The sequence below is a fragment of the Rhodoferax sp. genome, assembly GCF_028689305.1.
Taxonomy (GTDB): Bacteria; Pseudomonadota; Gammaproteobacteria; order Burkholderiales; family Burkholderiaceae_C; genus Rhodoferax.
Genome location: NZ_JAQTWM010000048.1, coordinates 1 through 26004 on the forward strand (window position 1 = coordinate 1; position 26004 = coordinate 26004).

Annotated in this window: 24 protein-coding genes; 10 read left to right on the top strand and 14 right to left on the bottom strand. The window is 62.1% G+C overall.

From position 1 onward, the window contains the following. The 5 genes from ilvA to PHW99_RS11040 all read left to right on the top strand — a co-directional run. On the top strand, positions 1-1013 hold a 1013-nt coding region (gene ilvA, locus PHW99_RS11020), incomplete at its 5' end, for a threonine ammonia-lyase, biosynthetic (protein WP_300177028.1). Positions 1014-1035: 22 nt separating this feature from the next. Next, the gene (locus PHW99_RS11025; protein WP_300177031.1) at positions 1036-1935 is read left to right on the top strand and encodes a 5'-nucleotidase; all 900 of its coding nucleotides are present in this window, start codon (positions 1036-1038) and stop codon (positions 1933-1935) included. 131 nt (positions 1936-2066) lie between these two features. Next, positions 2067-3671, top strand: coding sequence for a DUF1800 domain-containing protein (locus PHW99_RS11030; RefSeq protein WP_300177035.1), 1605 nt, complete (start codon positions 2067-2069; stop codon positions 3669-3671). Positions 3672-3685: 14 nt separating this feature from the next. Next, the gene (locus tag PHW99_RS11035) at positions 3686-5005 is read left to right on the top strand and encodes a DUF1501 domain-containing protein (protein ID WP_300177038.1); all 1320 of its coding nucleotides are present in this window, start codon (positions 3686-3688) and stop codon (positions 5003-5005) included. An 89-nt stretch (positions 5006-5094) separates the two neighbouring features. After that, positions 5095-6876 (top strand): ABC transporter ATP-binding protein/permease, encoded by a 1782-nt coding sequence (locus PHW99_RS11040; protein WP_300177041.1) that lies wholly within the window; start codon positions 5095-5097, stop codon positions 6874-6876. A gap of 1 nt (position 6877) precedes the next feature. Here the strand turns inward: PHW99_RS11040 and PHW99_RS11045 are convergent, their stop codons facing one another. Continuing rightward, positions 6878-7381 carry a hypothetical protein gene (locus PHW99_RS11045; protein WP_300177044.1) on the bottom strand — a complete coding sequence of 168 codons (504 nt, stop codon included), beginning with the start codon at positions 7379-7381 and terminating at the stop codon, positions 6878-6880. A gap of 321 nt (positions 7382-7702) precedes the next feature. Here PHW99_RS11045 and PHW99_RS11050 point away from each other — a divergent pair, with 321 nt between their 5' ends. Beyond that, positions 7703-8878: a GGDEF domain-containing protein gene (locus PHW99_RS11050; protein ID WP_300177045.1), complete on the top strand. Its 1176-nt coding sequence runs from the start codon at positions 7703-7705 to the stop codon at positions 8876-8878. A 10-nt stretch (positions 8879-8888) separates the two neighbouring features. On the opposite strand, the gene PHW99_RS11055 is transcribed toward PHW99_RS11050, so the two are convergent. Genes PHW99_RS11055 through PHW99_RS11070 form a run of 4 tightly spaced genes read right to left on the bottom strand, consistent with a single transcriptional unit; the run spans position 8889 to position 12468 of the window. Further along, complete coding sequence (locus PHW99_RS11055; RefSeq protein WP_300177048.1) at positions 8889-10307, bottom strand: formimidoylglutamate deiminase; 1419 nt, start codon at positions 10305-10307, stop codon at positions 8889-8891. Next, positions 10300-11097, bottom strand: coding sequence for an N-formylglutamate deformylase (gene hutG, locus PHW99_RS11060; protein WP_300177051.1), 798 nt, complete (start codon positions 11095-11097; stop codon positions 10300-10302). The genes PHW99_RS11055 and hutG overlap by 8 nt, the downstream gene beginning before the upstream one ends. 53 nt (positions 11098-11150) lie before the next feature. Continuing rightward, positions 11151-11717 (bottom strand): HutD family protein, encoded by a 567-nt coding sequence (locus PHW99_RS11065; protein ID WP_300177054.1) that lies wholly within the window; start codon positions 11715-11717, stop codon positions 11151-11153. A gap of 13 nt (positions 11718-11730) precedes the next feature. After that, positions 11731-12468: an IclR family transcriptional regulator gene (locus PHW99_RS11070; protein WP_300177057.1), complete on the bottom strand. Its 738-nt coding sequence runs from the start codon at positions 12466-12468 to the stop codon at positions 11731-11733. A 174-nt stretch (positions 12469-12642) separates the two neighbouring features. Between PHW99_RS11070 and PHW99_RS11075 the strand changes: the two genes are divergently transcribed. Then, on the top strand, positions 12643-13269 hold the full coding sequence (locus PHW99_RS11075) for a class I SAM-dependent methyltransferase (RefSeq protein WP_300177060.1): 627 nt from the start codon (positions 12643-12645) through the stop codon (positions 13267-13269). Then, complete coding sequence (locus PHW99_RS11080; RefSeq protein ID WP_300177063.1) at positions 13269-13649, top strand: rhodanese-like domain-containing protein; 381 nt, start codon at positions 13269-13271, stop codon at positions 13647-13649. Before PHW99_RS11075 ends, PHW99_RS11080 begins: the two co-directional genes overlap by 1 nt. On the opposite strand, the gene PHW99_RS11085 is transcribed toward PHW99_RS11080, so the two are convergent. The 4 genes from PHW99_RS11085 to glmS all read right to left on the bottom strand — a co-directional run bounded on the left by PHW99_RS11085 (position 13638) and on the right by glmS (position 19683). Then, positions 13638-14021 carry a response regulator gene (locus tag PHW99_RS11085; protein ID WP_300177066.1) on the bottom strand — a complete coding sequence of 128 codons (384 nt, stop codon included), beginning with the start codon at positions 14019-14021 and terminating at the stop codon, positions 13638-13640. The genes PHW99_RS11080 and PHW99_RS11085 overlap by 12 nt on opposite strands. After that, positions 14018-16570: a response regulator gene (locus tag PHW99_RS11090; RefSeq protein WP_300177069.1), complete on the bottom strand. Its 2553-nt coding sequence runs from the start codon at positions 16568-16570 to the stop codon at positions 14018-14020. Before PHW99_RS11090 ends, PHW99_RS11085 begins: the two co-directional genes overlap by 4 nt. Then, positions 16560-17621, bottom strand: a complete 1062-nt coding sequence (locus PHW99_RS11095) for an HD domain-containing phosphohydrolase (RefSeq protein ID WP_300177072.1) — start codon at positions 17619-17621, stop codon at positions 16560-16562. The genes PHW99_RS11090 and PHW99_RS11095 overlap by 11 nt, the downstream gene beginning before the upstream one ends. A 193-nt stretch (positions 17622-17814) precedes the next feature. Next, the gene (glmS, locus tag PHW99_RS11100) at positions 17815-19683 is read right to left on the bottom strand and encodes a glutamine--fructose-6-phosphate transaminase (isomerizing) (protein ID WP_300177076.1); all 1869 of its coding nucleotides are present in this window, start codon (positions 19681-19683) and stop codon (positions 17815-17817) included. 202 nt (positions 19684-19885) lie between these two features. On the opposite strand from glmS, the gene PHW99_RS11105 reads away from it, so the two are divergent. Further along, a complete protein-coding gene (locus PHW99_RS11105; protein ID WP_300177079.1) occupies positions 19886-20377 on the top strand; it encodes an Lrp/AsnC family transcriptional regulator in 492 nt (163 codons plus the stop codon). On the opposite strand, the gene PHW99_RS11110 is transcribed toward PHW99_RS11105, so the two are convergent. Further along, the gene (locus tag PHW99_RS11110; protein WP_300177082.1) at positions 20369-21145 is read right to left on the bottom strand and encodes an ATP-binding protein; all 777 of its coding nucleotides are present in this window, start codon (positions 21143-21145) and stop codon (positions 20369-20371) included. The two genes, PHW99_RS11105 and PHW99_RS11110, sit on opposite strands and share 9 nt — an antisense overlap. Then, positions 21142-22578 carry a bifunctional UDP-N-acetylglucosamine diphosphorylase/glucosamine-1-phosphate N-acetyltransferase GlmU gene (gene glmU, locus PHW99_RS11115; RefSeq protein WP_300177085.1) on the bottom strand — a complete coding sequence of 479 codons (1437 nt, stop codon included), beginning with the start codon at positions 22576-22578 and terminating at the stop codon, positions 21142-21144. The genes PHW99_RS11110 and glmU overlap by 4 nt, the downstream gene beginning before the upstream one ends. A 77-nt stretch (positions 22579-22655) precedes the next feature. Between glmU and PHW99_RS11120 the strand changes: the two genes are divergently transcribed. Then, entirely contained in the window at positions 22656-24056 is a 1401-nt protein-coding gene (locus PHW99_RS11120) for an L-serine ammonia-lyase (RefSeq protein WP_300177088.1), read from the top strand. A gap of 34 nt (positions 24057-24090) precedes the next feature. Here the strand turns inward: PHW99_RS11120 and mazF are convergent, their stop codons facing one another. The 3 genes from mazF to PHW99_RS11135 form a co-directional block, all read right to left on the bottom strand. Beyond that, complete coding sequence (gene mazF / locus PHW99_RS11125) at positions 24091-24435, bottom strand: endoribonuclease MazF (RefSeq protein WP_300177091.1); 345 nt, start codon at positions 24433-24435, stop codon at positions 24091-24093. Next, a complete protein-coding gene (locus PHW99_RS11130) occupies positions 24435-24677 on the bottom strand; it encodes a PbsX family transcriptional regulator (protein ID WP_300177094.1) in 243 nt (80 codons plus the stop codon). The genes mazF and PHW99_RS11130 overlap by 1 nt, the downstream gene beginning before the upstream one ends. A gap of 69 nt (positions 24678-24746) precedes the next feature. Beyond that, positions 24747-25754: an integron integrase gene (locus tag PHW99_RS11135; RefSeq protein ID WP_300177097.1), complete on the bottom strand. Its 1008-nt coding sequence runs from the start codon at positions 25752-25754 to the stop codon at positions 24747-24749. Positions 25755-26004: the final 250 nt, after the last annotated feature.

Below are 26004 nucleotides of genomic sequence, written 5' to 3' on the forward strand. Positions count from 1 at the left end.
GCGGCGGCGGCCTGGTGGCCGGCGTGGCCAACTACATCAAGGCCGTGGACCCGCGCATCAAGATCATCGGCGTGCAGATGAACGACTCCGACGCCATGATCCAGTCGGTTGCTGCCAAGCAACGCGTCACCCTGGCCGATGTCGGCCTGTTTTCCGACGGCACCGCCGTCAAGCTGGTGGGTGAAGAGACCTTCCGCATCGCCAGCGAGCTGGTGGACGAATACATCACCGTCGATACCGATGCCGCCTGCGCCGCCATCAAGGACATCTTTATCGACACCCGCAGCATTGTGGAGCCCGCCGGCGCCCTGGCCGTGGCAGCCATCAAACAATACGTCGCCAAACACAAAACCAAGGGGGAAACCTACGCGGCCATCCTGTGCGGTGCCAACATGAACTTTGACCGCCTGCGCTTTGTCGCCGAACGGGCTGAAGTGGGGGAGGAACGTGAAGCCTTGTTTGCCGTGACCATTCCTGAAGAACACGGCAGCTTCCGGCGCCTGTGTGAACTGATCAGCAACCTGCCCAGCTTTGGTGGCGCCAAGTCCCTGCGCAACGTCACCGAGTTCAACTACCGCATCAGTGACGCCAACAAGGCCCATGTGTTCGTCGGTCTGACCACAGGCGCCAAGGGCGAGTCCGGCAAAATCGCCGCGCACCTGACCCGACACCATTTTGAGACCTTGGACCTGACCCACGACGATCTGGCCAAAGAACACATCCGTTATATGGTGGGCGGACGTTCTGCGCTGTCCAAAGATGAACGCCTGCTGCGTTTTGTGTTCCCGGAGCGTCCCGGCGCCCTGCTCAAATTCCTCAACCTGATGCACCAGGACTGGAACATCAGCCTGTTCCACTACCGCAACCAGGGCGCCGACTATGGCCGCATCCTGGTCGGCTTGCAGGTGCCGGCGCGTGATGACCAGGCTTTTGCCGAATTTCTGACCACCTTGGGCTACCCTTATGTGGAAGAAACCGCCAACCCGGTGTACCGGATGTTTTTACAGCAATAACACCCAACCTTTGGAGATCACCATGGCAAAAACCCTTGACGGCAAACTGGTGGTGGCCATCTCCAGCCGGGCGTTGTTTGACTTCGAGGAAGAAAACCGGGTGTTCGAACAAACGGATGACCGGGCCTACATGGCGCTGCAGCTCCAGCGGCTTGACACACCGGCCACCCCGGGCGTGGCGTTTTCGCTGGTGCAAAAACTGCTGGCCTTCAACCAGACGCCAGACGCCAACGCCCCGGTCGAGGTGGTCATCCTCTCGCGCAACGACCCGGTCTCGGGCATGCGGGTGTTCCGCTCGGCCCGGCACTACGGTTTGCCCATCGAGCGGGGGGCGTTCACCCGCGGCCAGTCCCCCTGGCGCTACCTGAAACCGCTGCACGCCAACCTGTTCCTGAGCACCCATTTGAGCGACGTGCGCGCCGCGCTGGACGCCGGTGTGCCCGCCGCCCAGGTCTACCCGCACTCCGCCCACGCCAGCAACGCCCATCCATCCGAAGTGCGTATTGCCTTTGACGGCGACGCGGTGCTGTTCAGCGACGAAGCCGAACGTGTCTATCAGGCCCAGGGGCTGCAGGCGTTTCAACAACACGAAATCGACAAAGCCACCCAGCCCCTGCCCGACGGCCCATTCAAACCACTGCTGGTGGCGCTGCAACGCCTGCAGGACGCCGGCACCCCAGCCATGCGCATCCGCACGGCCCTGATCACCGCCCGTAGCGCACCGGCGCACGAACGTGCCATCCGCACCCTGATGGACTGGAACATCGAGGTGGATGAAGCCCTGTTCCTGGGCGGCCTGCCCAAGGGGGAGTTCCTGCGCGAGTTTGAGCCAGACTTCTTCTTTGACGATCAGACCGGCCACATCGAATCTGCCGCGCAGCACGTGCCCTCGGGCCATGTGGCCAGCGGCGTGCGCAACTGACACCTCACGCAGAGCCGGCGCACGTGCCCTGGATGTAAAAGCTTTGTAAAGTCGCCAAGCGGCGTCGGCGGCCGCACCCCCTCAGGCGTTGAAAGGCGCTTGAGTGACACATTTTTGGATCGGGCACCTCCATGAACGTCAAGGCATCGTCCTCCCCAACGGCCTCCCATGCCACCCGCACGGACCTGCCGCGCCGCCAGTTGCTGTGGTCGGCCGCCCGGCTGGCCACCCTGGCGGCACCCGCCTCGCTGCTGGGCGTGCGGGCCGCCCTGGCGCAGACCACCGATGCCGATACAACCCCAACGCCCACCAACCGCCTGATCTGGCGCGCCCTCTCACGGGTCGGCTACGGCCCCAGTCCAGCCTTGTTGGCGGCCATCCAGACCGAGGCCAGTCCGCAGGACTGGGCCGTGAAACAAATCGGCCTCGCCCACGCCGCCAGCCAGCGCCCGCCGATCATCGCCCCGGATCTGGCGGACTTCAATGCCTCCTTGCCACAACTGGCCGATGGTGCCCGGCGCGAACGCGAATGGCGCTTGAAAGTCAAGGACAGCCCAAGCGCCCAGGACAACAAACTGCCCGCCGTCGACGCTGCCGCGCTGCGCCGCATGGACACCACCGTGGCCAACACGCCAGAGACCTTCTCACTGCGACTGACCATGCAAACAGCGGCCTGGCGCCTGAGCAGTTGCAGCCTGCCCGAACTCGAACACCCGCTACTGGCCCGCATGACCGAGTTCTGGTTCAACCACCTCAATGTTTTTATCGGCAAAGGCGCGGTGCGGCCTTTTGTCGGGCATTACCTGATCCACGCGATCCGCGCCCACGCCCTGGGCCAGTTCGAGGACCTGCTGCTGGCCAGTGCCCGCCACCCGGCCATGCTGCTGTACCTGGACCAGGCCCAAAGTGTGGCCGACGGCACCCCCAGTGCCCAGGGCCAGGCCCGCGGCCTGAACGAAAACTACGCCCGCGAGTTGATGGAGTTGCACACCCTGGGTGTCAACGGCGGCTACCGCCAGACCGACGTGCGCGAGCTGGCCCGCGTGCTGACCGGCTGGACCGTGACCCCCAAAGACGAGTCCGGTTTTCGTTTTGCCCCCCGCTTGCACGACACCGGCAGCAAACAGGTCCTGGGGCACACCTTTCCGGCCAACGCCCAGTCTGCCGGTGAGGCCGAAGGCGTGGCCGCCATTCGCCTGCTGGCGCGCCACCCGGCCACGGCCCAGCGCATCAGCCTGCGGCTGGCGCAGTTTTTTGTCGCGGACACCCCCCCACCGGCGCTGGTCCAACAACTCAGCCAGACCTTTCTGGCCACGCAGGGCGACATCAGCGCCGTCCTGGCCACCCTGTTGCGTTCCGCCGACTTCTGGGCGCCGGACAACCGCCTGTTCAAGACCCCGATGGACTTTGCCTGCTCGGCCCTGACCACCACCCAAAGTGCCGCCGCGGCTGACCGCCGCAGCCTGGTGCTGGCGGCGGCTTACCTGGCCGGTGCCGGCCAGCCCCTGCACGGCTGGCCAACACCCGACGGTTATGCCTTTGACGCCGCCACCTGGCTGGCGCCGGAAGCCCTGACGCGCCGCGCCGACTTTGCCATGGGGTTGGCCCGTGCTCAGCCGCAGCTGGACTATCTGATGCCATTCATGAGCACCAGCACCCAGGCCACCATTGCCCAGGAACGCCCGCTCCTGCGCGGGGGACTGCTGCTCGCCAGCCCGGACTTCATGTACAAATAAACCCGGAGCACGCCATGTCAACACACCAGCCACTGCCACGCCGCCAGCTGCTGCAAACCTTGCTGAGCCTGGGCGCCGGTTACGCGATGCCGGGTTTCGCTCAAATCGCTATGCAATCAGGAGCTACTCAGGAAATCAACACGCGGGCTAGAGCCCAAAAAAGCTCACAAAGCGAGGCCGATGGCCGACTCGTGGTGGTGTTTCTGCGTGGCGCCTATGACGGTCTGTCGGCGCTGGTGCCATATGGGGACGCCAACTATTACCGGCTGCGGCCCACCCTGGCGATTGCCGCACCCGACGGCAGCACCCAAACCGCACTCAAGCTGGACAACAGCTTTGGCCTGCACCCGGCGCTGGCCCCCCTGCTGCCGCTGTGGCAACAAGGTGTGCTGGGTGTGATTCCCTGCGCCGGCTCACCCGACGCCACCCGCTCCCACTTTGAAGCCCAGCACCACTGGGAAATTGGCCGCCCCGGCAAAGCCAGCGCGGCGGACGGCTGGATGAACACCCTGGCCGGCCTGCGCCCGCCCACCCGGGCCCTCGGCGTCGGTGAGGCCAACCCGCAGATACTGGCCGGCACCGCGCCGGTGCAGTTGGTTCCCAGCGGGCAGGCCGCTACCCGCACCGGCGCGCTGGGAGAACCCCTCACCCGCGATGCCGTGCTGCGCCTGTATGCCGGAGAAGACGCCTTGTCCAAAGCCTTTCGCGCCGGGGCGGACAGCCGCATGCACACGGCCCAGACCCTGACGGCTGCCGAGGCAACGCCCGCCCTGCCAGACAGCCTCAGCCGCCAGATGGCAGCCGCAGACAACGGGGCCGGCCCGGCCAAGGGCCTGCTGCTCGATGCCCGCCACCTGGGCACCCTGATGCGCCAGGACCGCCGGCTGCGGCTGGGCTTTTTGTCAGCCGGTGGCTGGGACACCCACGCCAACCAAGGCGGCGTCACCGGGGCGCTGGCGCAAAACCTGGCCAATCTGGCGGCCACCCTGGTGCAATTGCGGCGTGACTTTTCGGCCCCCCATGACGTGGTGCTGGTGGTCAGCGAATTTGGCCGCACCAGTGCTGAAAACGGCACCCGCGGCACCGACCACGGCCACGGCAACGCACTCTGGCTGCTGGGCGACGCGGTCCAGGGCGGGCGCTGGCACGGCCAATGGCAGGGCCTGGCCTCCGACCAGCTGCATGAAGGCCGCGACCTGCCGGTGCACCACGACTTCCGCGCCGTGCTGGCGCAAGTGCTGCGCCGCACCCAGGGCCTGAATCCCGGCGAGCTGGACCAGCTCTTCCCCGGCTTGGCCTGGGATGCCCGGCTCGACGGGCTGATGCGCGGCTGAAGCTACCCCGCGCCGCCTGCAACTGCCGACCACCCGCGTGGCGCGGTTAGCATCGCGTCTTGCTTCCTGTTTGCTGGACTTCAACCGCCATGACACTGACCGAAAAAATCTCTGCCTTCAAAACCTTCCTGCACCAGACTTGGGCGTTGACGCGGCCCTACTTTGCCTCGGAGCAGAAATGGAAGGCCCGGGCGCTGCTGGCAGCCATCGTGGCGCTGAACCTGGCGCTGGTTTACATGTCGGTGCTGTTCAACGACTGGAACAAGCTGTTTTACGACGCTCTGCAGGAAAAAAACGCCAGCGTGTTCTGGGCCCAGCTGGGGCGCTTCACCTACCTGGCGTTTGGCTTCATCATCATCGCGGTCTACAAGTTTTACCTGACCCAGATGCTGGAACTGCGCTGGCGCAGCTGGATGACCAGCCACTATCTGGACCGCTGGCTCGCCAACCGGGCGTTTTACCAGCTAGAGCTGACCCGGTTTGCCAGCCAGCCCGGCACCGGCAACCCCGACAACCCCGACCAGCGGATTCAGGAAGACATCAGCCAGTTCACCACCTACACCGTGTCGCTGACCATGGGGCTGCTCAACGCCGTGGTCACACTGGCCAGTTTTGTCGGCATCCTGTGGGGGCTGTCAGGCGGCTTCGCTTTCAGCGTGGGCGCCAGCACGGTCAATATCCCGGGGTTCATGGTGTGGATGGCGGTGCTGTACTGCGCCGCCGGCAGTGTGCTGACACATTACATCGGGCGGCCGCAGATCCGGCTCAATTTTGAGCAACAGCGCCTGGAGGCAGACTTTCGCCACCACATGGTGCGGGTGCGTGAATACAGCGAAGCCATTGCGCTGGACCGCGGCGAGACCGTGGAGCGCGGCCAGCTCGATGCCCGCTTCAACCGGGTCCTGGGCAACACGCTGGCGCTGATCAAGGCGCAGAAAAACCTGGTCTGGTTCACCAGTTTTTTTGGCCAGGCCGCCGTGGTGTTTCCGTTTGTGGTGGCGGCCCCGCGTTTTTTCAGCGGCGCCATCCAGTTGGGGGAGCTGATGCAGATTTCCAGCGCCTTTGGCCAGGTTCAAGGGTCCTTAAGCTGGTTTGTCGACAGTTACAGCAGCCTGGCGGCATGGCGTGCCACAACCGACCGCTTGACCAGTTTTGAAGCGTCTTTTCAGGCCCTAGCCCGCACGGAACAATCGTTAAACGCTATCGATTCAGCAGCACTTGAAAGCCATGACCTGCACTTGACCCTGCCCGACGGCAGTGTCCTGCTGGACCAGGCCGAGCTTCAGGCCCAAGCCGGCGACCGCATCCTGCTGCAAGGGCCGTCGGGGGCCGGCAAGTCCACCCTGTTTCGGGCGCTGGCAGGCATCTGGCCCTTTGCCCGCGGCCAGCTGCAGTTGCCTGCCAACAGCATGTTCATGCCGCAACGGCCGTATTTCCCGAACGGCCCGCTGCGTGATGCGCTGGCTTACCCGCAAAGCCCAGCGCAGTACACCGACGAACAGCTCCGAGCTGCCCTGCACCATGCGCTGCTGCCTGGGTTGGCGGAGCGGCTCGACGACGTCGCCGCCTGGAGCCAGACGCTCTCGGGCGGCGAGCAGCAGCGGCTGGCGGTGGCCCGTGTGCTGCTGAAAAAACCGGCTTGGGTGTTTGCCGATGAAGCCACCAGCGCGCTGGATGATTCAACCGAGAGTTTGATCTATAAAACGCTTCTATCCCACATCAAACAAGCCAATGGCGCTATTGTTTCAATAGCACACAAACCCAGCATCGCGACTTTTCACAGCCGCCTGTGGCAATTGGAGAAATTACCCGACGGAGCCAACGCGCGTTACACGGTGCGCAGCAGCCCCTTGCCCGCCACCAGCGTCTGAATCAGTTCTGCGGCTTTTCCGTCTTGTTGATCTTGGTCGGTGAGTAGGTGTACACCTCACTCACCAGCACGCCTTGGGCGACATTGGCCCCGGGCTGCGTGGGTTCCACCTGGTTTTTGACCTGCTGCTGCACCTGTACCGCGCTGGCGCTGGCCAGCCACAGTGATTTGATGTGATCCAGCAGGATTTTGGAAATGGGCTCCGGCGGTGGGTCCTGAACCTTTTCCGGTGCCGGACGGTGAATGGTCCAGTCCTTGGCCGAGGTTGCCGCCTCTGACCCACGGCGGCCAGGATCGGACACACTGCTGTAGACCCCCTCGCCCACACTGGGCTTGTCGGCCTGGTGGATCATGTTGATGACGCTGGGTGTGGGCTCGATGGCCACGGGATCCTGCTGCCCCGGATTCACTGGCGCCACCGGTACAACACGCCCCGTCGTCAGCGCAGCAGACTCTACGGCGATGGGCCGTACGCTCTGGATTCGATCGATGTTTGGTAGTTGCATGGTGCTTCAGGCGACAGAATGGGTCTGGGTCTTTCCTCCGTTCGTAGGTTCTTTAACGGCAGAAATAGGGGGTAATTTAGGCCTATTTTCAAAAAAAGGTTTTTTTGAGCCTTCCTTTCGCTTTAGACCGGTGATCAGCCTGCCGCCCAAGGTGGCAAATCCCCCAAGGCTGTGTCATGATGGACCATCGTTCAATGACCTCGCCCACACCGATGCCCAGGACCAGCCCATGACGACGCACAACCTTCAGCCATTCTTGGCCCCGGCAACCACAGGTCAACCCAGCTTAATGCACCAAAGTGATGCACCGAGCCAGGCACGATGGCCAAGCTGACCTCCGTCAAGTCCCTGGAGCCGCCTGCGCCGACGTCAGATCCGGCGCGGGTGATTGCCGAGGAAGTCCGCACGGACCAGTTGCACCTGCTGTTTCGCCAGTCATTCTTTGCCACCTTTGGCAGTTTTGTGGCGGCCTGCATCCTGGGCTGGCTGCACTGGAACCTGGGCGGCAGCCACAACGTCATTCACACCTGGCTGGCGCTGCTGGGCGCCAGCAGCCTGCTGCGGCTGGTGATGTTTCTGACCTACTTCCGGACACCTGAGCGTCTGCGCATTCCCTCGCGTTGGGAGCGGGTCTACTGGCTCACGCTGCTGCTGTCGGCCGGCATCTGGGGCATCGGTGCGCTGGTGCTGATGGCTGATGGTGAGCTGCTGCTACAGGCCATCACCATGATGTTCACGGTCGGCATGGCCGGCAGCGCGGTGTCCACTTATTCAGCCTATCGGTCCATGACCCTGTCAGCTGTCGGCCTGGTGCTGCTGCCCTGCACGACCTGGCTGCTGGTGCAGCCTTCGCTGTTGCAACGAGGCCTGGCCCTGGCCGTCCTGCTGTTCTCGGCATCGGTGGTGCGGGCCACCCGGGAACTGTCCGTGGCCCTGCAAAACTCTTTCAGGCTGACCCATGAAATGGCGCTGGCGCACCGCATTGCCTCACATGCGGCACAAACCGACGTGCTCACCGGCATCAACAACCGGCGGGCTTTTTTTGAGCGGGCCGAACAATTGCTCAATTACTGCCAGCGCAACCAGCGTCCGCTGTGTGTGCTGGCCATGGACCTTGACCACTTCAAGGACATCAACGACACCCATGGCCACCAGGCCGGCGACATGGTCCTGCGCCAGGTGGGAGAGCTGCTGCAGACCAGTTTTCGCTCTGCCGACATCTGCGGCCGGCTCGGTGGTGAGGAGTTTGCCCTGCTGCTGGCAGACACCCAGATCGAATCAGCGCAGGAGATCGCCGAACAGCTGCGCAGCGACTTATCCAATCTGATCTTTGAGCTGCCGCAGGGGCATATCCAGCACATCTCGGCCAGCCTGGGCGTGGCCGCTGCCGATCTGGCCAATGACAGCCTGCAGACCCTGCTGCAGCGTGCCGATGAGGCCATGTACCGGGCCAAGACCAGTGGCCGCAACCGGGTGGTGACAGCGGCCGTGGCCTGAGGCCACGGCCTCAGGCGGACCACAACTGCCGCATGGTCCGCACAAAGTCCTGCCTGATGCGCTGCCAGGCGTCTGCATCGGCCAGGGTGCCGTCCCGGATGACCGGTTGGCCCGCCACATGGACCGAACGAAAGCGTGCGTCCGGGCTGGAGAACACCAGCGCATCCAGCCAATGCCCGGCCGGTACCCCCAGCAGGGCGTCGGCCTGGACATCCAGCACCAGGAAGTCGGCGCGCTGCCCGACCGCCAACGCGCCCAGCGGCCTGGCAGTGGCCGACGCCCCGCCCGCCAAGGCCGCCTCAAACAAGACTGCCGCCGAACTGGCCGATGACCCGGTCTGGGTGGCCACATTGCGCCGACGCTGCGTCAGGCGCTGGGCATACTCCAGCAGGCGCAGTTCTTCACTCCAGCAGCGGGTGACGTGGCTGTCCGACCCGATGGACCAGCGGCCCCCCACCTGGGCATACCCGGTGTAGTCGAACACCCCGTCGCCCAGATTGGCCTCCGTGCTGGGACAAATGACAATGGCGGCCCCGCTGGCGCGCACCGCGGCCAATTCCGCCGGCGTGGTGTGGGTGGCATGGACCAGGTTCCAGTGCTCATTCACGGGCAAGTGCGCCAGCAGCCATTCGATCGGGCGCTGCCCGGTGTGGGCGAAGCAATCCGCCACCTCCTGGGTCTGTTCCGCCACATGGATGTGGATGGGCCAGCCCGCCTGGCTGGCCCAGGCGCCTACGTCCTTGACGGCGGCAGCGTCGGCGGCCCGCAAGGAATGCACGGCCACGCCGATGTTGACCCGGGGGGCCGCCGCTGTCTGGGCCTGCAAGTCCTGCACCAGCCGCAGCAAGCTGTCGGGGGTGGAAGCAAAACGGCGCTGGTCCTCGCGCAGGCCAGGGGCGCCAAACCCGGCGCGCATGTACAGGGTGGGCAGCAGGGTCAGCCCGATGCCCACGCGTTGCGCCGCCCGCACCAGCGCCAGCGACATCGCCAGCGGATCGGCCTGCGGTTGGCCATCCGCCGCGTGGTGCAGGTAATGGAATTCACACACCTGGGTGTAACCACCGGCCAGCAGCTCGGCATACAGCATGGCGGCGATCTGCTCCAGCTGATCGGGGGTGACGCGCCGGGCCACCGAGTACATGCGATCACGCCAGCTCCAGAAGTCATCACGGAGTGCAGCCCCGGTACCCGAGCGCCGCTCGGTCAGCCCGACGATGGCACGCTGGAAAGCATGGCTGTGGGCATTGACCAGGCCGGGCAGCACCGGGCCGTCCAGCCGCGTCACCGCCAACGCCAGGTCTGGCGTGGTGTTGGTCTGGATGTCGCGCCACGTGCCGCTGGCATCCACGGTCAGCAGCACATCCCGGGCCCAGGCGCCGTCGACCCAGGCGTTGGCCGCAAAAAACCGTTGTTCTTGTTGATCAGGCATAGAGGCTCCGGCAGGCGCTCAGCGCCTGACTCAACATGGCCCGGATCACCGGCCGGATGGCGCGGGCCTTCTGCTCGTCGTAGTCAAACGGCAGTGCTTCACGCATGTAGAGGTGCTGGCACATCTCCAGCTGCACGGCGTGCACCCCGTGCTCGGGCCGGCCGTAATGCCTGGTGATGTAGCCGCCCTTGAAACGGCCATTGAGCACATGGCTGACGCCTGCAGCGGCGGCACCAGCCGACACGACCGCCGCCGCAATCGTGGGGTCGGCGCTGGCGCCATCGGCGGTGCCGATGTTCAAGCCCGGCAGGCGGCCGTCAAACAGCCAGGGAATCTGCGAGCGGATGCTGTGCGCGTCCCACAACAGGGCGTAGCCATGAACGGCCTGGATTCGCTGCAACTCGGCGGCCAGCGCCGCATGGTAGGGCTTCCAATAGGTCTCGCGACGCCAGGCCCGCTCCTGCGGGGTGGGTTCGCAGCCTGGCTGGTAAAGCGCCTCACCGGTGAAAAAATGGGTCGGGCACAACTCGGTGTTGGCGGCACCGGGGTACATGGGGGCATCATCGGCCGGCCGGTTCAGGTCAATCACATAACGCGAATAACGCGGCATCAGCACACTGGCCCCCAGCTCGGGCAGGAAGTCATATAACTGCGCCAAGTGCCAGTCGGTGTCTTCCAGCCCCAGGGCGCGCGGCACATAGGCGTCGCGCAATGCTTCGGGCAAGTCCGTTCCGATATGCGGCATGCTTACCAGCAGGGGCACGGTACCGGCATGTAGTGTCAAAGTCATCAAGTTTCACCGTTCAAAAGGGTTGGACATCCGCATGGCGCACCTGGGCGGGCTCACCCGGATGGCGCCATCTCCATCCACAAAAAGTCCGTCCCGCGCAGCTGCAATGCCCCGCCGGCAGGCAGCGCCTGCCACACCAGGGTGTTGGCGGGAACCGCCAAAGATTGATCATCAAAATGCAGCTCTGCCCGCGAATTGATTGCATAGATAGCTATTGTTTTTGCAGCATCCAGCATGATGCAGAAATGACCCGAAACCCGCATCATCCGGGCCGTGGCCCGAGAGCTGCGCGCCATCAGGTTGAAGTCCTGCGTGGCACCGTCCAGCAGCTCGCAATCAGCCGGCTCGGCCCCATCAAAACACAGGGGCGCGCTGTGGCAGGTCAACTCGTGTGACTGGCCACGCAACGTCAGGCGCACCCCACCCTGGCCCAGCACGGCAAACCAGCGTTGCACACCCGCAAAGCAGGAAAACGGCCCACTGTGCGCCACTTCAGCCACCGACAGGCGCCACAGCCAGTCTTTCGAGTCCGGCCAGGCCAGCAGTTCCCGTGTGACCCCGCCGCCATTGCGCCAGGGGCTGGGTGGCACGTCGTCCAGTCGAACCTGTTGCCAGTTCATATCAGACCGCCTCCTAGGAACTCAAGCTACGGGAAATCCGGGCGGCGGTCACAACCGTCATTTGAATCAGGGCCGCCTGTCTGTCGCGCACCCGCACACTGGGCGCCATCAGGGTCAACACCCCCAACGCGCGTTTACCAATGCCGAACAGGGGCACGCTGACACCCCAGACACCGGGGTCCACCTCACTGTCACTGACCGCATAACCCGTCTGGCGGATCGCGGCCAACTCGGCGGCTTGATCCAGCAGCACCACATCGGGCTGCTGCGGGCTCTGAAAGGCAGCAGCCACGCCTTTGGGCAGATGTGCCAACAAACACTTGGCCGACGCGCCCTTGGGTTGCAGCGGCACACTGCGCCCCTTCTCAAACGAACAACGCAGCGCCTGCTGGCTCTCGACCATGTCGACGCAGATGGCCTGACCGTTCACGGCCACCACCAGTCCCACACTCTCTTGCGATTGCTGCGCCAGCGCCAGCATGTCGGCGCGGGCCAGCTGCACCAGATGTGACGACATGTCAAAGCCCAGCGCCAGTTGCAAACTCAACGGCCCCGGCGCATAACGGCCCTCCACTTCCAGCACGAACCCCCAGCGTTTCAAGGTGGCCAATTGCCGGTACAAGGTGCTTTGGCTCAGTGCCGTCATGGCCATCAATTCCACCGCCGTCATGGCGCAGCCCTGCTGTGCCAGCGTGGCCAGGACTGACAGGGCGCGATCAACCGCAGAAACAGGATGAGAAACCAGAGACATGGGCAAAGTATCCGTCGCCACTGCTCCACCGCAAACAAATATTTCTCACTCAATGGGAATTGATATGGATTTTTAACAAAAATTTGGGAATACATGTCGTCTGGCACCACAGCGCGGCGGGCTTTTCGTCCCGGTTTAAACTGCAGGCTCCCCCCGGCCCAACAGACCAGACACATGAATTTTTGGGATCAGCGCTTTTCCGAACCCGGCTTCAAATACGGCACCGAACCCAATGCGTTTTTGCGTGACTGTGCAGCTCGCCTGGCGCCGGCCAGTCAGATTCTGGTCCCCGGTGATGGTGAGGGACGCAACGGTGTCTGGCTGGCCGGGCAGGGGCATGGCGTGACCTCGGTGGACAGCTCAGCCGTCGGACTGGGCAAAGCCGCCGAGCTGGCAGCCCAACGCGGTGTCCCGCTGAACACCCAGCTGGTCGACCTGGCGGACTGGGCGCCTGCCGAAACCAGCGTGGATGCCGTTGTGCTGATCTATACCCATTTGCCCAGCGCTTTTCGCCAGCGTGCCCACCAGGCTCTGGCACACGGCCTGAAACCAGGTGGCTGGCTGATCCTGGAAGCCTTCCACCCCGCCCAGCTGGCCCACGCCAGTGGCGGCCCCAAGGACGTGGACATGCTCTACACGCCTGAGCAATTGACTACCGACTTTGCAGGTCTGCTGTCCCCGGTGCTGGCCTGGCATGGTGAAACCACCTTGTCAGAAGGTCCGGGCCATCAAGGGCTGGCCCATGTCACCCGCTGGCTGGGGCAACGTTTGTCATTCACAAGTCAAAAAAGGAAATCCTGATGAAAACCGCTCACGATCTCGTCGCCGCCGCCAAAACCCGCGTGCAGGAAATCCCTGTTGACGCCGCCGAACAGGCCGTCCGCGATGCGGATGTGCTGGTCGATGTTCGCGAATCGGATGAATTTGCCGCCGGCCATTTGCCCGGGGCGATCCACATCTCGCGGGGTCTGCTGGAATTTCGCTTCAGCGGCATGCCGGCCTTGCAATCACGCGATCTCAAGATCGTGCTGTATTGCAAAACCAGCGGACGGGCCGCCCTGGCCGCTGCCGCGCTGCACGACATGGGTTACCTGAACGTCCAATCCATTGCCGGCGGTTATGACGCCTGGGTTGCCGCTGGCAAACCAGTGGCCAAGCCGCAGGCCACATCATTTGAATGACGGGCTGGCTGGCAGCATCCGTTGAACCTCCGCCAGAAAGTTCTTGTACTGGATCGGTTTGGCAATGTAGCCGTCACAACCAGCTGCAAGGATTCGCTCCTCGTCCCCTTGCATCGCAAAGGCGGTAAGGGCAACAATCCTGATCTGAGCGGTCGCGGGCGACTCTTTGAGCAGGCGGGTCGCCGTCAAGCCGTCCATGCCGGGCAGCTGGATGTCCATCAGGATCAAATCAGGCAGATGCACCTGGGCCAATGCCATGCCGTCCCTGGCGTTATTGGCCTGCAGCACCCGATAACCCGCCTTGCCAAGCAACAAGCTGACCAACTTCATATTGGCGGGCGTGTCTTCCACCACCAGGATTTGCGCGGTCATGGGTTGACGCCCTGGTTTGTCTTGAGCACGCGCTGGACCTCGTTGATGAAATGGGCATGATTGAAGCTGCCCTTCTCCAGGATCGAAGCGACGCAGCCATTCAGCGCCATGTGGTCTTCCTCCAGGAGGGTCTTGGCAGTCACCACGATGATGGGAATGGCGGCTGTTTCGGGACTACGCTTGAGCGCTTCAACGACATCAAACCCGTTCACTTCGGGCATCAACAAGTCCAACACCAACAGATCGGGCTGCTCCCGCTGCGCCATGGCAATGCTTTCCTTGCCGCCATAGGCCCGCAACACCGTATAGCCGGGCTCGGCCAAATAGGCGCCAAGCAAGTCCACGGCTCTGGGGTCGTCATCAACCACCAGCACCTTGAGCACGTGATTGGCTTTTGCCAGTCCGAGCTTCTGGAGTGACTCCAGCAACTCCTCACGTGCCACCGGTTTTTGTAATACGGCACTGGCACCCAGAAAAAACCCTTTGCGGGCATCTGCAATGATCGACACGATGACCACAGGAATATGAGCGGCAGGTGAACCCGCCTGTTTGAGCCGTGCCAACAAATCCCAACCATCCATGTCAGGCAAAAGGATGTCGAGAAGAATGACCGCCGGCTCACGCTTTGCCAGCCATTCGAGGCCCTCCTTGGCATTGGCGGCGAGCACGATCTCAAATCCTTCCGGCTCCAGTTGCCGGCGAATCAGCTCGGCGGCACGCTCGTTGTCTTCAATGACCAGCGCCAGCCTGCGGCCGACGCCGGGCACGGCTGGCACAGGCACCGTTTGTTCTGCGCCCCCGGCCTGCGCCTCCACTTCGCGCCAGGGCAGCCAGACAGTGAATGTGGAACCCTGCCCCAAGGTGCTGGCCAGTGCCACGGTCCCGCCGTGCAAACGCGTCAGCTTCAGGATCAGGGCCAACCCCAGTCCGGTGCCCTCTGACTCGCGGGACAAGGAGGAATCGAGCTGCGAAAATGCCTGAAAAAGACGCGACGCATCCTCTGCAGCAATGCCAATGCCGGTATCAAGTACCGCAATTTCCAGAAACTCCGCGAAGGCATTGGGTGGCAGTGGCATGCGTAGGCTGGTTGGCTGCGGTGTGGTCCAGCCTTCGATGGCTGAGCGCGTCACCTTTTGGACTCGCAATGTCACCCGGCCATGATGACCACTGAACTTCACCGCGTTGGAGAGCAGATTAAAAACAATCTGTTTGGTTTTCCGTGCATCCAGCGATAGCGGGCCGAGTGGCTCGGCGATATCCAGTTGCAGCTCGATGGCGTGAGCCGCCGCCTTTTCCTTGATGATCAGCAAACTGTTGGCCAACAAGACATCCGCGTCCTGCGGGTCGAGATCAAGCGTCATCTTGCCAGCCTCGATCTTGGACAGGTCAAGAATATCGTTGATCAGCGACAGCAAATGCTGGCCACTGTCAAAGATGTCACTGACAAACTCCCGTTGCTGAGCCGTGATCTCGCCGATCAGCCCGTCCTTGAGCACTTCCGAGAAACCGATGATGGCGTTCAGCGGTGTGCGCAGTTCATGTGACATGTTGGCAAGAAACTCCGATTTCAGCCTGCTCCCCTGCTCCAATTGCTGATTTTTTTCAGCCAACAGGTTGTTGACGGAGCCCAGCTCAGCGGTCAGACGCTGCAAGTCAGCGGTCTTTCCGCGTTCCCTGTGATGAGAGTCGGCTAGCTGGGCATAGAGTTTGCCGTTTTCCAGCAACAGCGCCATGAGAACAACGCTGGAAGCCAGCAAACCATAGATGCGCCCGGCATACCACCCCAGGTCGTAACGACCGTGATTGAGAACGGCAGCCAGGGCACTATCGAAGATCCAGACACACATGACCACCATCAGCCACAGGTCAAGCAGCGAATGTGGCCGGCGCCGCCACAGAATCACCAAAGCGGCGAAACCGAACAACCAGACCATCGTGGCCACAATCACCTTGGCCGATGCATCGACATCCCCCGCCATGATCACCGGCAAAACGCCTTGCCTCGTGGCAAGCAACGTCAGTCCACCCACCAGGACAAATACCCCGATCACATAGGGCAGCACCACCCAAAAAAAATGGCCGTTGGATAAGACCGGTACACGGTGGTCATCCTTGATCAGAGCGTAAGCGATGACAAACAGGGGAAAGCCCCCATGCCAGAGAAAATAAATCCACGCCGTGGTCTGGGTTCCGGCACCAAGAAGGCCTGCTGGCGCAAAAAGTCCAGGAAAGCTGAGGGCATGAGAAACGGCCATCATGGCGCTAAACAGGTAACCACTGGCCAATACAGCCAGGTTCTTGGACCGGTAGATGCCATGCTGCCCAAAAAGCAGGGTCGCCGTGATCACTTCGATCACGACAATGGCGGATTGATAGATGGGCAGAAAGGCCTGGATCTGCGGCAACGCAACTTTGGCGAAAGGCGCCATGACCAGAAAAACCACCAGCGACATCATCAAGACAGCCAGCGCGGCACGACGGTCACTACGCTCAGGACCATAGGTCGCAAGAAAGGGCAATTCGCCAGATGGGGGGGTATCAGGCGTCACGATATTGCTCGTAAATGGCGGCAAACAGGTCAGCCTGTTGAACAAAGCAGCTCAGCACTTCAGGGTCAAAGTGTCCGGGGTGTACGCGCCCATCACCTTGACTGATGATCTTCACGGTAAGCGGATGTTCAAACGGCTGCTTATAGGGGCGCCGGCTGCGCAACGCATCGTAAACATCACAGATCTGCATGATGCGTGCGGCCAGCGGGATGGCCTTGCCACCGATGCCTTGGGGATAACCACTGCCGTCCCAGCGTTCGTGATGGTTGAGGGCGATCTCACAGCCCATCTGGATGCAGGGAGAGCTCCCATTGGACAGAATGTTGGCCCCCAGTACGCAGTGGGTTCTCATGATGACCCATTCCTGCTCGGAAAGCTGGCCGGGCTTGAGCAGGACATGGTCCGGGATGCCGATTTTTCCAACATCATGCATCGGGCTGGCCAAAAAGATCATCTCTGAAAACTCCGCCCCCAAAGCCAGGTGACGGGCCAGTTCACGGCAGAAGTGACTGATGCGCCGCACGTGATGCCCTGTTTCTTCGTCCTTGTGTTCCGCCGCGCGCACCAGTGTGAAGATGGTTTCGCGATTGGCTTCGTGCAGTTGTGCGGTACGTTGCTGCACCTGTTCTTCAAGAATGCGATTGTGGTTGGCCAGAAAATCGCCGTATTCCTTGAGCCGCAGCAGGTTTCTGACACGCACCTTGAGGTCAGCCCGATCAATCGGTTTGGTCAGAAATTCTTCAGCACCCGCTTGCAGCGTGCGCAGTTTTGATGCCCGGTCCTCCAGCGAGGAAACCACAATGACCGGCACGTTTTGGGTGCGGGGATCAGCCTTGAGCAAGGCCGTGGTCTCGAAGCCGTCCATGTCCGGCATCATGAGGTCAAGCAGGATCAGATCAGGCGGATCGGCAATCGCCAGCGCCAGCGCATCTCGACCGTTTTTGGCCGACACCGTGACATAACCGTCTACCTGCAACAAGGTTTCCAACAGTTTGATGTTGCGCACCTCGTCATCAACAACAAGGATCGTGGCAGATTCTTTGGAACGCATGGTTGCCCCCCGATATCTTGCATCACACTCTGAGCGTCATCGGTTCAAAAGACACACCCCCGCGCTCATGCAGACATACGCAATTTGGACTGCAATTGCTGATTCTGGCGTAACGTCATCTTGTCTGCCATCCCCCAAATGGGGGATGGCAGACGGAAAACCGCTGCAAAATGGGAACAAAACCGCCGACTGATCACTCCACCGTCACCGATTTGGCCAGATTGCGTGGCTTGTCCACGTCGGTGCCGCGGGCGCAGGCGGTGTGATAAGCCAGCAATTGCAAGGGCACCACATGCAGCATGGGTGACAGCTCGCCATAGTGCTCAGGCATGCGGATCACGTGCAGGCCCTCATCACTTTCAATGTTGGAATCGGCATCGGCCAGCACATACAACACGCCGCCGCGGGCACGCACCTCATGCATGTTGCTCTTGAGTTTTTCCAGCAAAGCGTCGTTGGGGGCCACCGTCACCACCGGCATGGCGCTGGTCACCAGTGCCAGCGGGCCATGTTTGAGTTCACCGGCCGGATAGGCTTCCGCATGGATGTAGCTGATTTCCTTGAGCTTGAGGGCACCTTCCAGCGCAATCGGGTAGTGCAGGCCACGCCCCAGAAACAGCGCGTTTTCCTTAGGCGCAAAGTCCTGCGCCCAGGCCATCACCTGCGGCTCCAACGCCAGCACGGCCTGCAAGGCAGTGGGCAGATGGCGCATGGCCTTGATGTGGCGGGCTTCTTCGGCCTCGCTGAGCAGGCCGCGTGACTGCGCCAGTGCCAGGGTCAACAAAAACAAACCGGCCAGTTGGGCGGTAAAGGCCTTGGTGGATGCCACACCAATCTCGACCCCGGCGCGGGTGATGTAGGCCAGCTCGCATTCGCGCACCATCGCACTGGTGGCCACGTTGCAAATGGTCAGCGTGTGGGTCATGCCCAGGCTTTGCGCATGGCGCAGCGCCGCCAGGGTGTCGGCAGTTTCACCCGACTGGGTGATGGTGACCACCAGGGTGCGCGGGTTGGGCACCGAGTCGCGGTAGCGGTACTCGCTGGCCACCTCGACCTGGGTGGGAATCCTGGCGATGCTTTCCAGCCAGTATTTGGCGGTACAGCCACTGTAATAACTGGTGCCGCAAGCCAGGATCAGCACCGAGTCGATGTCCTTGAACACCCGCGCCGCACTGGTGCTGGCGCCGTCAAACAGCTCGGGCATGATGTTGTTGACACCGTCCAGGGTGTTGGCAATGGCGCGCGGCTGCTCAAAAATCTCTTTCTGCATGTAATGGCGGTACGGTCCCAGTTCGGCCGCGCCGCTGTGGGCATGCACCGTTTTCACCGGGCGCTGTGCCGGGGTCAAAGGCTTGAAGGCCTTGTCAACCAGCCAGTATTTGCCCAGCTGGAGATCGGCCACATCACCTTCTTCCAGATACACGATCTGATCGGTCACACCAGCCAGAGCCATGGCATCACTGGCGAGGTAGTGGGACTGCCCGTCTGCGCCAACCCCCAGGATCAGAGGGGAGCCCGAGCGCGCACCAATCAGGCGTAGCGGCTCATCCTTGCAAAACACCGCAATGGCATAAGCCCCGTGTAGCGAGCCCAAGGCGGTTTTCACCGCTTCAAATAAATCCCCGTCGTACAGACTGTCGATCAGGTGGGCAACCACCTCTGTGTCGGTCTGACTCTGAAACACATACCCCTTGGCCTGCAGGGCCACACGCAACTCTTCGTAGTTCTCGATGATGCCGTTGTGCACCAGCGCAATACGCCCCGGGCGGCTGACCGCATCACTGCCAGGGCCATGGCTGAAATGCGGGTGGGCGTTGTGCACCGCCGGTGCACCGTGGGTGGCCCAGCGGGTATGGGCAATGCCGGTGTGACCGGCCAACTGGCTGGACTGGATTTGTTCCATCAACTCGGCAACCCGTGAGGTGCTGCGGGCGCGCTGCAACCCGCTGGCATGCACGGCCACGCCGCAAGAGTCATACCCCCGGTATTCCAGCCGGGACAGGCCTTGCACCAGGATGGGAACGATGTTTTGATTGGAAACCGCGCCAACAATGCCACACATAAATTGCTCCTTGGTTGATGCGGGGATCGTAAAAGTCATCAAACGAAATATGCAATCTAATTTTGATTTAAATTGAATATAAATTTCACCATTTTCCCAATATGGATGAATGTTTCAAATTTATGGCTTTCATTTGAATAAAATTAGCAGCCATCACCCCTGCCGATCTGGATAAGTACATTCACGCCCGACCCCATCCACGATGCCTGCTCCCGTTCTTGACACCATTGACCTGCAGCTGCTCAACCTGCTGCAGACGGACGCCTCGCTGACCAACCAGGCGCTGGCCGCGCGGGTGCACATCTCCCCCCCCACCTGTTTGCGCCGCATCAAACGCCTGCATGAGGCCGGCCTGATCGAGCGGGAACTGGCCATCCTCAACCTGGACCGGCTCGCCAGCGTGATCGGGCCCGGGCTGTGCGCCATGGCGGAAATCACGCTGGACCGCCAGGATCAGGCGGCCCTGGAAGCGTTTGAACAGCGCGTGTTAAGGGAAGACGCCGTGCAGCAGTGTTACCGGGTGTCTCCCGGGCCGGATTTCTGCCTGGTGGTGCATGCCCGTGACATGCCAGACTACCTGGCGCTGACACAACGCCTGTTCACCGCCGACGCCAATGTGCGCAACGTCAAGAGCTTCTTCAGTATCAAACGCAGCAAGTTCGGCGCCCGGGTGCCGCTGCCAAGCTCACTCTGAGGGCGTCGCCTCAGCCAGCGGCAGGCGCAGCGTGACACAACAGCCGCGTTCTGGCTCCGCCTCCATACCAATGCTGCCCCCCAGCCGCCCCATGATCTTGCGGCTGGTGACCAGCCCCAGACCCAGGCCTTCAAACTCACGCGCCGGGTGCAAGCGACCAAACACCTTGAACAAGGCCTGCGCCTGCCCGGGGTTGAAGCCGACGCCGTTGTCACACACACGGATCTGACACAACGGCACACCCGCCGGCTGATCGGCCGGGCAAAGTTGCCATGTCAGCGCCACCTGCGCTGGCGCCCGGTGGCGGCTGAACTTGAGGGCGTTGTCCAGCACCTGCATCAGCACCTGCCGCAACAAGCCAGCATCTGCCCGCACCAGCGGCACATCCCGGGCCAATTGCCATTGCACCGGTGACGATGGCAGACGCTGGGTCAACGCCGCCGCCACCTCCTGCACCAGCGCCCCGACATCCACCGCCTGCAGCTGCAGAGGCTGCAAACCCAGCCGGGACAGTTGGGTCAGACCGTCGAGCTGCCGTGCCAATAGCTGGGCCGACTGCTCGATGGTGGCCAGATGGTCGGCCACATCGGCGGGCATATCGGACCAGTCCTCCTGGATGACCTGCACATACGAGGTGATATGGCGCAGCGGGGCCCGCAGATCGTGCGACACGGTGTAGGTGAATTCCTGCAACTCGGCGCGGGCCGCTGCCAGCTCGTCCTGCAGGCGCGCCAGCTGTTCGTCTGCGGAGGTCTGCGATCCGCTCATTTTTGTTTGCTGGGACGCTTCCAGTTGGGGATGCTGGTCTGCCGTGCCCGAGCCACCGTCAGCGCCAGCGGCGGCGTGTCTTTGGCGATGGTAGAGCCGCCGCCCACCGTGCCGCCCGCACCAATCGTCAGCGGGGCGATCAACACACAATTGCTGCCAATGTGCACGTCAGCCTCGATCACCGTGCGGTGTTTGTTGGCACCGTCGTAGTTGGCGGTGATTGACCCCGCGCCGTAGTTCACCCGCTCGCCCACCGTGGCATCACCCAGGTAGGCCAGGTGGTTGGCCTTGGCCCCTTTGGCCAGGGTGGAGTTTTTCACCTCGACAAAATTGCCGATATGCACCTCGGCCCCCAGCTTGGCACCGGGGCGCAGGCGGGCAAACGGGCCTATCAGCGCACCGGCCCCCACCTCGATGGCATCCTTGCTGCCAGGCGCGCCGCCTTCGATGTGGGTGAACGGGTGGATGACGGCCCCTGCCGCGATGCTGGCGTTCCTGATCACGCAGTTGGCGCCGACTTTCACGTCCTCACCCAGTGTCACCTGGCCTTCAAACACACAATTCACGTCAATCGACACGTCCTGCCCACACTGCAGGCTGCCGCGCACGTCCAGCCGCGCCGGGTCAGCCAGGCGCACGCCTTGCTCCATGAGCTGGTGCGCGATGCGCTTTTGGTAAGCGCGCTCCAACTCGGCCAGCTGCACCGGGCTGTTGACCCCGGCCACCTGCACCGCGTCACTGGTCTTGTGCGCCACCACCGGCACGCCGTCCGCCACGGCAAATTTGACGATGTCGGTCAGGTAGTACTCCGCCTGGGCGTTCTTGTTGTCCAGCCGGGCCAGCCATTGTTTCAGCCGCACGGCGGGCACCGCCATGATGCCGCTGTAGACCTCGGTGATGCGGCGCTGCTCGGGCGTGGCATCTTTCTGCTCGACGATGGCCTTGACCGTGTCACCCTCGCGCACGATGCGGCCATAACCGGTGGGGTCGGCAAAATCAATCGTCAGCAGCGCCAGCTTGGTGCCAGCACTGGCGGCAATGAGTTGCTGCAAGGTGTCGGGCTGGGTCAGCGGCACATCACCGGACAGCACCACCACCACGCCATCGTCACGCAACACCGGCACGGTTTGCTGCACCGCATGGCCCGTCCCCAGCTGCGGCTCCTGTCGCACAAAATTCAAGTCAAATTGACCTCTAGCCCGCGTATTACTTGCTAATGATGCTTCTACTTCTGTAGCACCATGACCGGTAATCACCGTCACCTGGCGTGCCGACAGGGCCGCCGCCGTATCCACCACATGCTGTAACAAGGCACGCCCAGCCAGCTGGTGCAACACTTTGGGCAGCTTGCTCTTCATGCGCGTGCCCTTGCCCGCCGCCATAATCACCACGTCCAGCGGCATGTCCGCAAAGATGTCCAAAGTCCCCGTCATACACACCCTCCTTGTCCGGTCTATGTCAATGCCGCCATTATCAGCGGGTCACCGTTTCCACCCCAACCACGTCCACCATGGCCATCAGTGTTTTTGACCTTTTCAAAATCGGCATCGGCCCCAGCAGCTCCCACACCGTGGGCCCCATGCGCGCCGCCAGCCTGTTCGTCCAGGCCCTGGCCCAGCAGGGGGTGCTGACCAACACCAGCAGCATCACCTGCGAGCTGTATGGCTCGCTCGGGGCCACCGGCAAGGGCCACGGCTCGGACGTGGCGGTGATGCTCGGGCTGATGGGCCACGCGCCCGACACGGTGGATGTGGATGCTGTGCCCAGCCTGATCGCCCAGGCCCGCGCCAGTCAGACCCTGCCGCTGGCCGGTGGTCACAGCATCCGCTTTGTGGAAAAAGAACACCTGCTGATGTACCGCCGAGAAGCCCTAGCCGAGCACCCCAACGGCATGGCATTCACCGCACGCGATGCCCAAGGCCAGCCGCTCAAAGCCGCCAAGTACCTCAGCGTCGGTGGCGGTTTTGTGGTGACCGCAGGCGCGGCCAACGAAGCGGTGCTGACTGAATACCAAAAAGTCCCCTACCCCTTCACATCCGGCGCGGAGCTGCTCTCACTTTGCAAGCAAAACAATTTGAGCATCAGCCAGCTGATGTGGGCCAATGAGCGCACCTGGCGCAGTGACGATGAGATTCACACCGGCCTGCAAACCATCTGGCGCGTGATGCGTGAATGTGTGCAGCGCGGTTTGAGCCGCCAGGGTGAGCTGCCCGGCCCCTACAAAGTGCAACGCCGCGCCCCGGTGCTGGCCGCGCAACTGCGCGAACGCGCCGAGCGCACCCTGGCCGACCCTTTGAGCGTGCTGGACTGGGTCAACGTCTACGCCTTTGCGGTGAACGAAGAAAACGCCTCGGGTGGCCGGGTGGTGACTGCGCCCACCAATGGGGCCTCGGGCGTAATTCCGGCGGTGCTGCACTACTGCGACCGCTTTGTGGTGCCCGTCGGCGGCCTGCGCGGGCAAGAGCTGGCCATGGACGAGGTGAGCAACTTCCTGATGAGCGCCGCCGCCATCGGCATGCTGTACAAGCTCAACGCCTCGATCAGCGGGGCCGAGGTCGGCTGCCAGGGCGAGGTCGGCGTGGCCTGCTCCATGGCCGCCGCCGGCCTGGCTGCTGTCATGGGGGCCAGCCCGGCGCAAGTGGAAAACGCCGCCGAAATCGGCATGGAACACAACCTGGGCCTGACCTGCGACCCGGTCGGCGGCCTGGTGCAAGTGCCTTGCATCGAGCGCAACGCCATGGGTGCCGTCAAAGCCATCAACGCCGCCCGCATGGCCCTGCAAGGCAACGGCAGCCACGTGGTGTCGCTCGACAAAGTCATCAAAACCATGCGCGACACCGGCGCCGACATGAAGACCAAATACAAGGAAACTTCACGCGGGGGGCTGGCGGTAAATATTGTGGAGTGTTGAAGCTGTCGCTTCGGCAGCTTGACGGCGATTGCGCTCAACTGATCATGAGCAGCGCTTTCATCTTGGCACGCACATGAATCATGATCTGAGGGCTTACGGTCGCTTTCTTCTTGGCTTTGCGAACCTTCCAGTCAAGCGACTTGACCTGATCGGACAACACCGCGCAATCAACGCCATCGACCTGGGTGAGAACCTCAAAAGGGTGACCCTTGATCTTGGTGGTCATGGGACAACAGACCATCAAGCTGGTTTTACCGTTGTAGCTGGCTGGGCTGATGACCAATGCCGGACGATGACCCGCTTGTTCGTGTCCGGCCTGAGGGTCGAATTCCAGCCAGACCACGTCGCCAGCATCGGGCACATAGGCACGCATCACCATCAAAATTCCTCCTGGCCCACGGGCTGGCCAAAGCTGAACTCTGAATGCATGTTGCTGGCCGTGATGTCTTGCACCATGGCATCCAGGTCGTATTCCACTTTTTCAGAGGGCTCGATCACAATCCGCCCGCGTGAAACGACCAGATTCACCTTTTGTTCAAGTTGATACCCAGCTTCTTTCAACGCTGCTGCCGGCAAGCGCAACGCCAGACTGTTGCCCCATTTTCGAATGACTGCTTCCATAAAACACTCTTAAGTTGGTGTTTATACATTGTAGAAACATTTTGACAACACATCAAACGTAGTCAATTGTCAAACTTGGCTACCCAGCACATCCAGCGGGCTGGCCGTTCCGCCTGCGGCCACCTTGAGCACATGGGTGTAAATCATGGTGGTGCTCACATCTGAGTGGCCCAGCAGCTCTTGCACCGTGCGGATGTCGGTGCCCGCTTGCAGCAAGTGGGTGGCAAATGAATGGCGCAAGGTGTGAACTGACACCGGCTTGCAAATGCCTGCCAGCGCAACGGCCTTTTGGAGTGAACGCTGCAAACGCTCTTCAAACAGGTGATGCCGCCGCTCCACGCCACTGCGCGTGTCAACGGAAAGCGTAGGCGATGGAAACAGCCAGAACCAGCCCCAGGTTTGCCCTACCTTGGGGTATTTCTGTTCCAGCGCATGCGGTGTTTCAACCCCGCCACGTTGCGCTTGTCGATCAGCCTCCCACACCGCCCGAGCTGCCAGCAATTGCAGGCGCATAGCAGGCACCAGGGAACGCGGCAGCATCACCACCCGGTCTTTGCCGCCCTTGGCCTCGCGCACGATGATGACGTGGCGGTCAAAGTCCACGTCTTTGACACGCAGGCGAATACCTTCCATCAGGCGCATGCCCGTGCCATAGAGCAGGCGTGCCAACAAGGCTGTGACACCGTCCATCTGGGCCAGCAAACCAGCCACCTCATCCTTGGTCAACACACTGGGAATCCGGCGCTTGGCCGCTGGCCGATTGATGCCATCCATCCACGGCAAATCCATGTTCAGAACTTCGCGGTACAGAAACAGCAAGGCGCTCAGTGCCTGGTTGTGCGTGGAGGTGGACGCCTTGCGCTCGGTCGCCAGCATGGTCAGAAAGGCCTCTATCTCAGGCGCACCCATGGTGCGCGGGTGCTTCATCTGCCCGCCACGGCCATGCCAGCGGATGAAAAATCGCACCCAGTACAAATAAACCTTCTCGGTGCTGAGGCTATAGTGCATGTACCGGATACGCTCGCGCAACTGGTCTAGCAGGCGAGTGGATTGCAGGGGTGGTGTGCCGGGTTTCATGAGAAATTTATACCTGGTTATTTATCCAATGTATCGGCTTGTGGGCTAGACTGCAAGCCACTTTCAGGAGGAATTTATGACCAGATTAATACGCAGCGGCCAGAATATTTTGCAAGTCTTGCCGTGTAAATTACGTTCCGGTCGACGGCAAAAACAGTGGCGCTAGCACATGAACTGGGTATTTATACAGCGGTAATTTTGTGATAGCTTGCATAGCTGCGAAACAGCGCACGGTCAAAAGCGAGCTTTT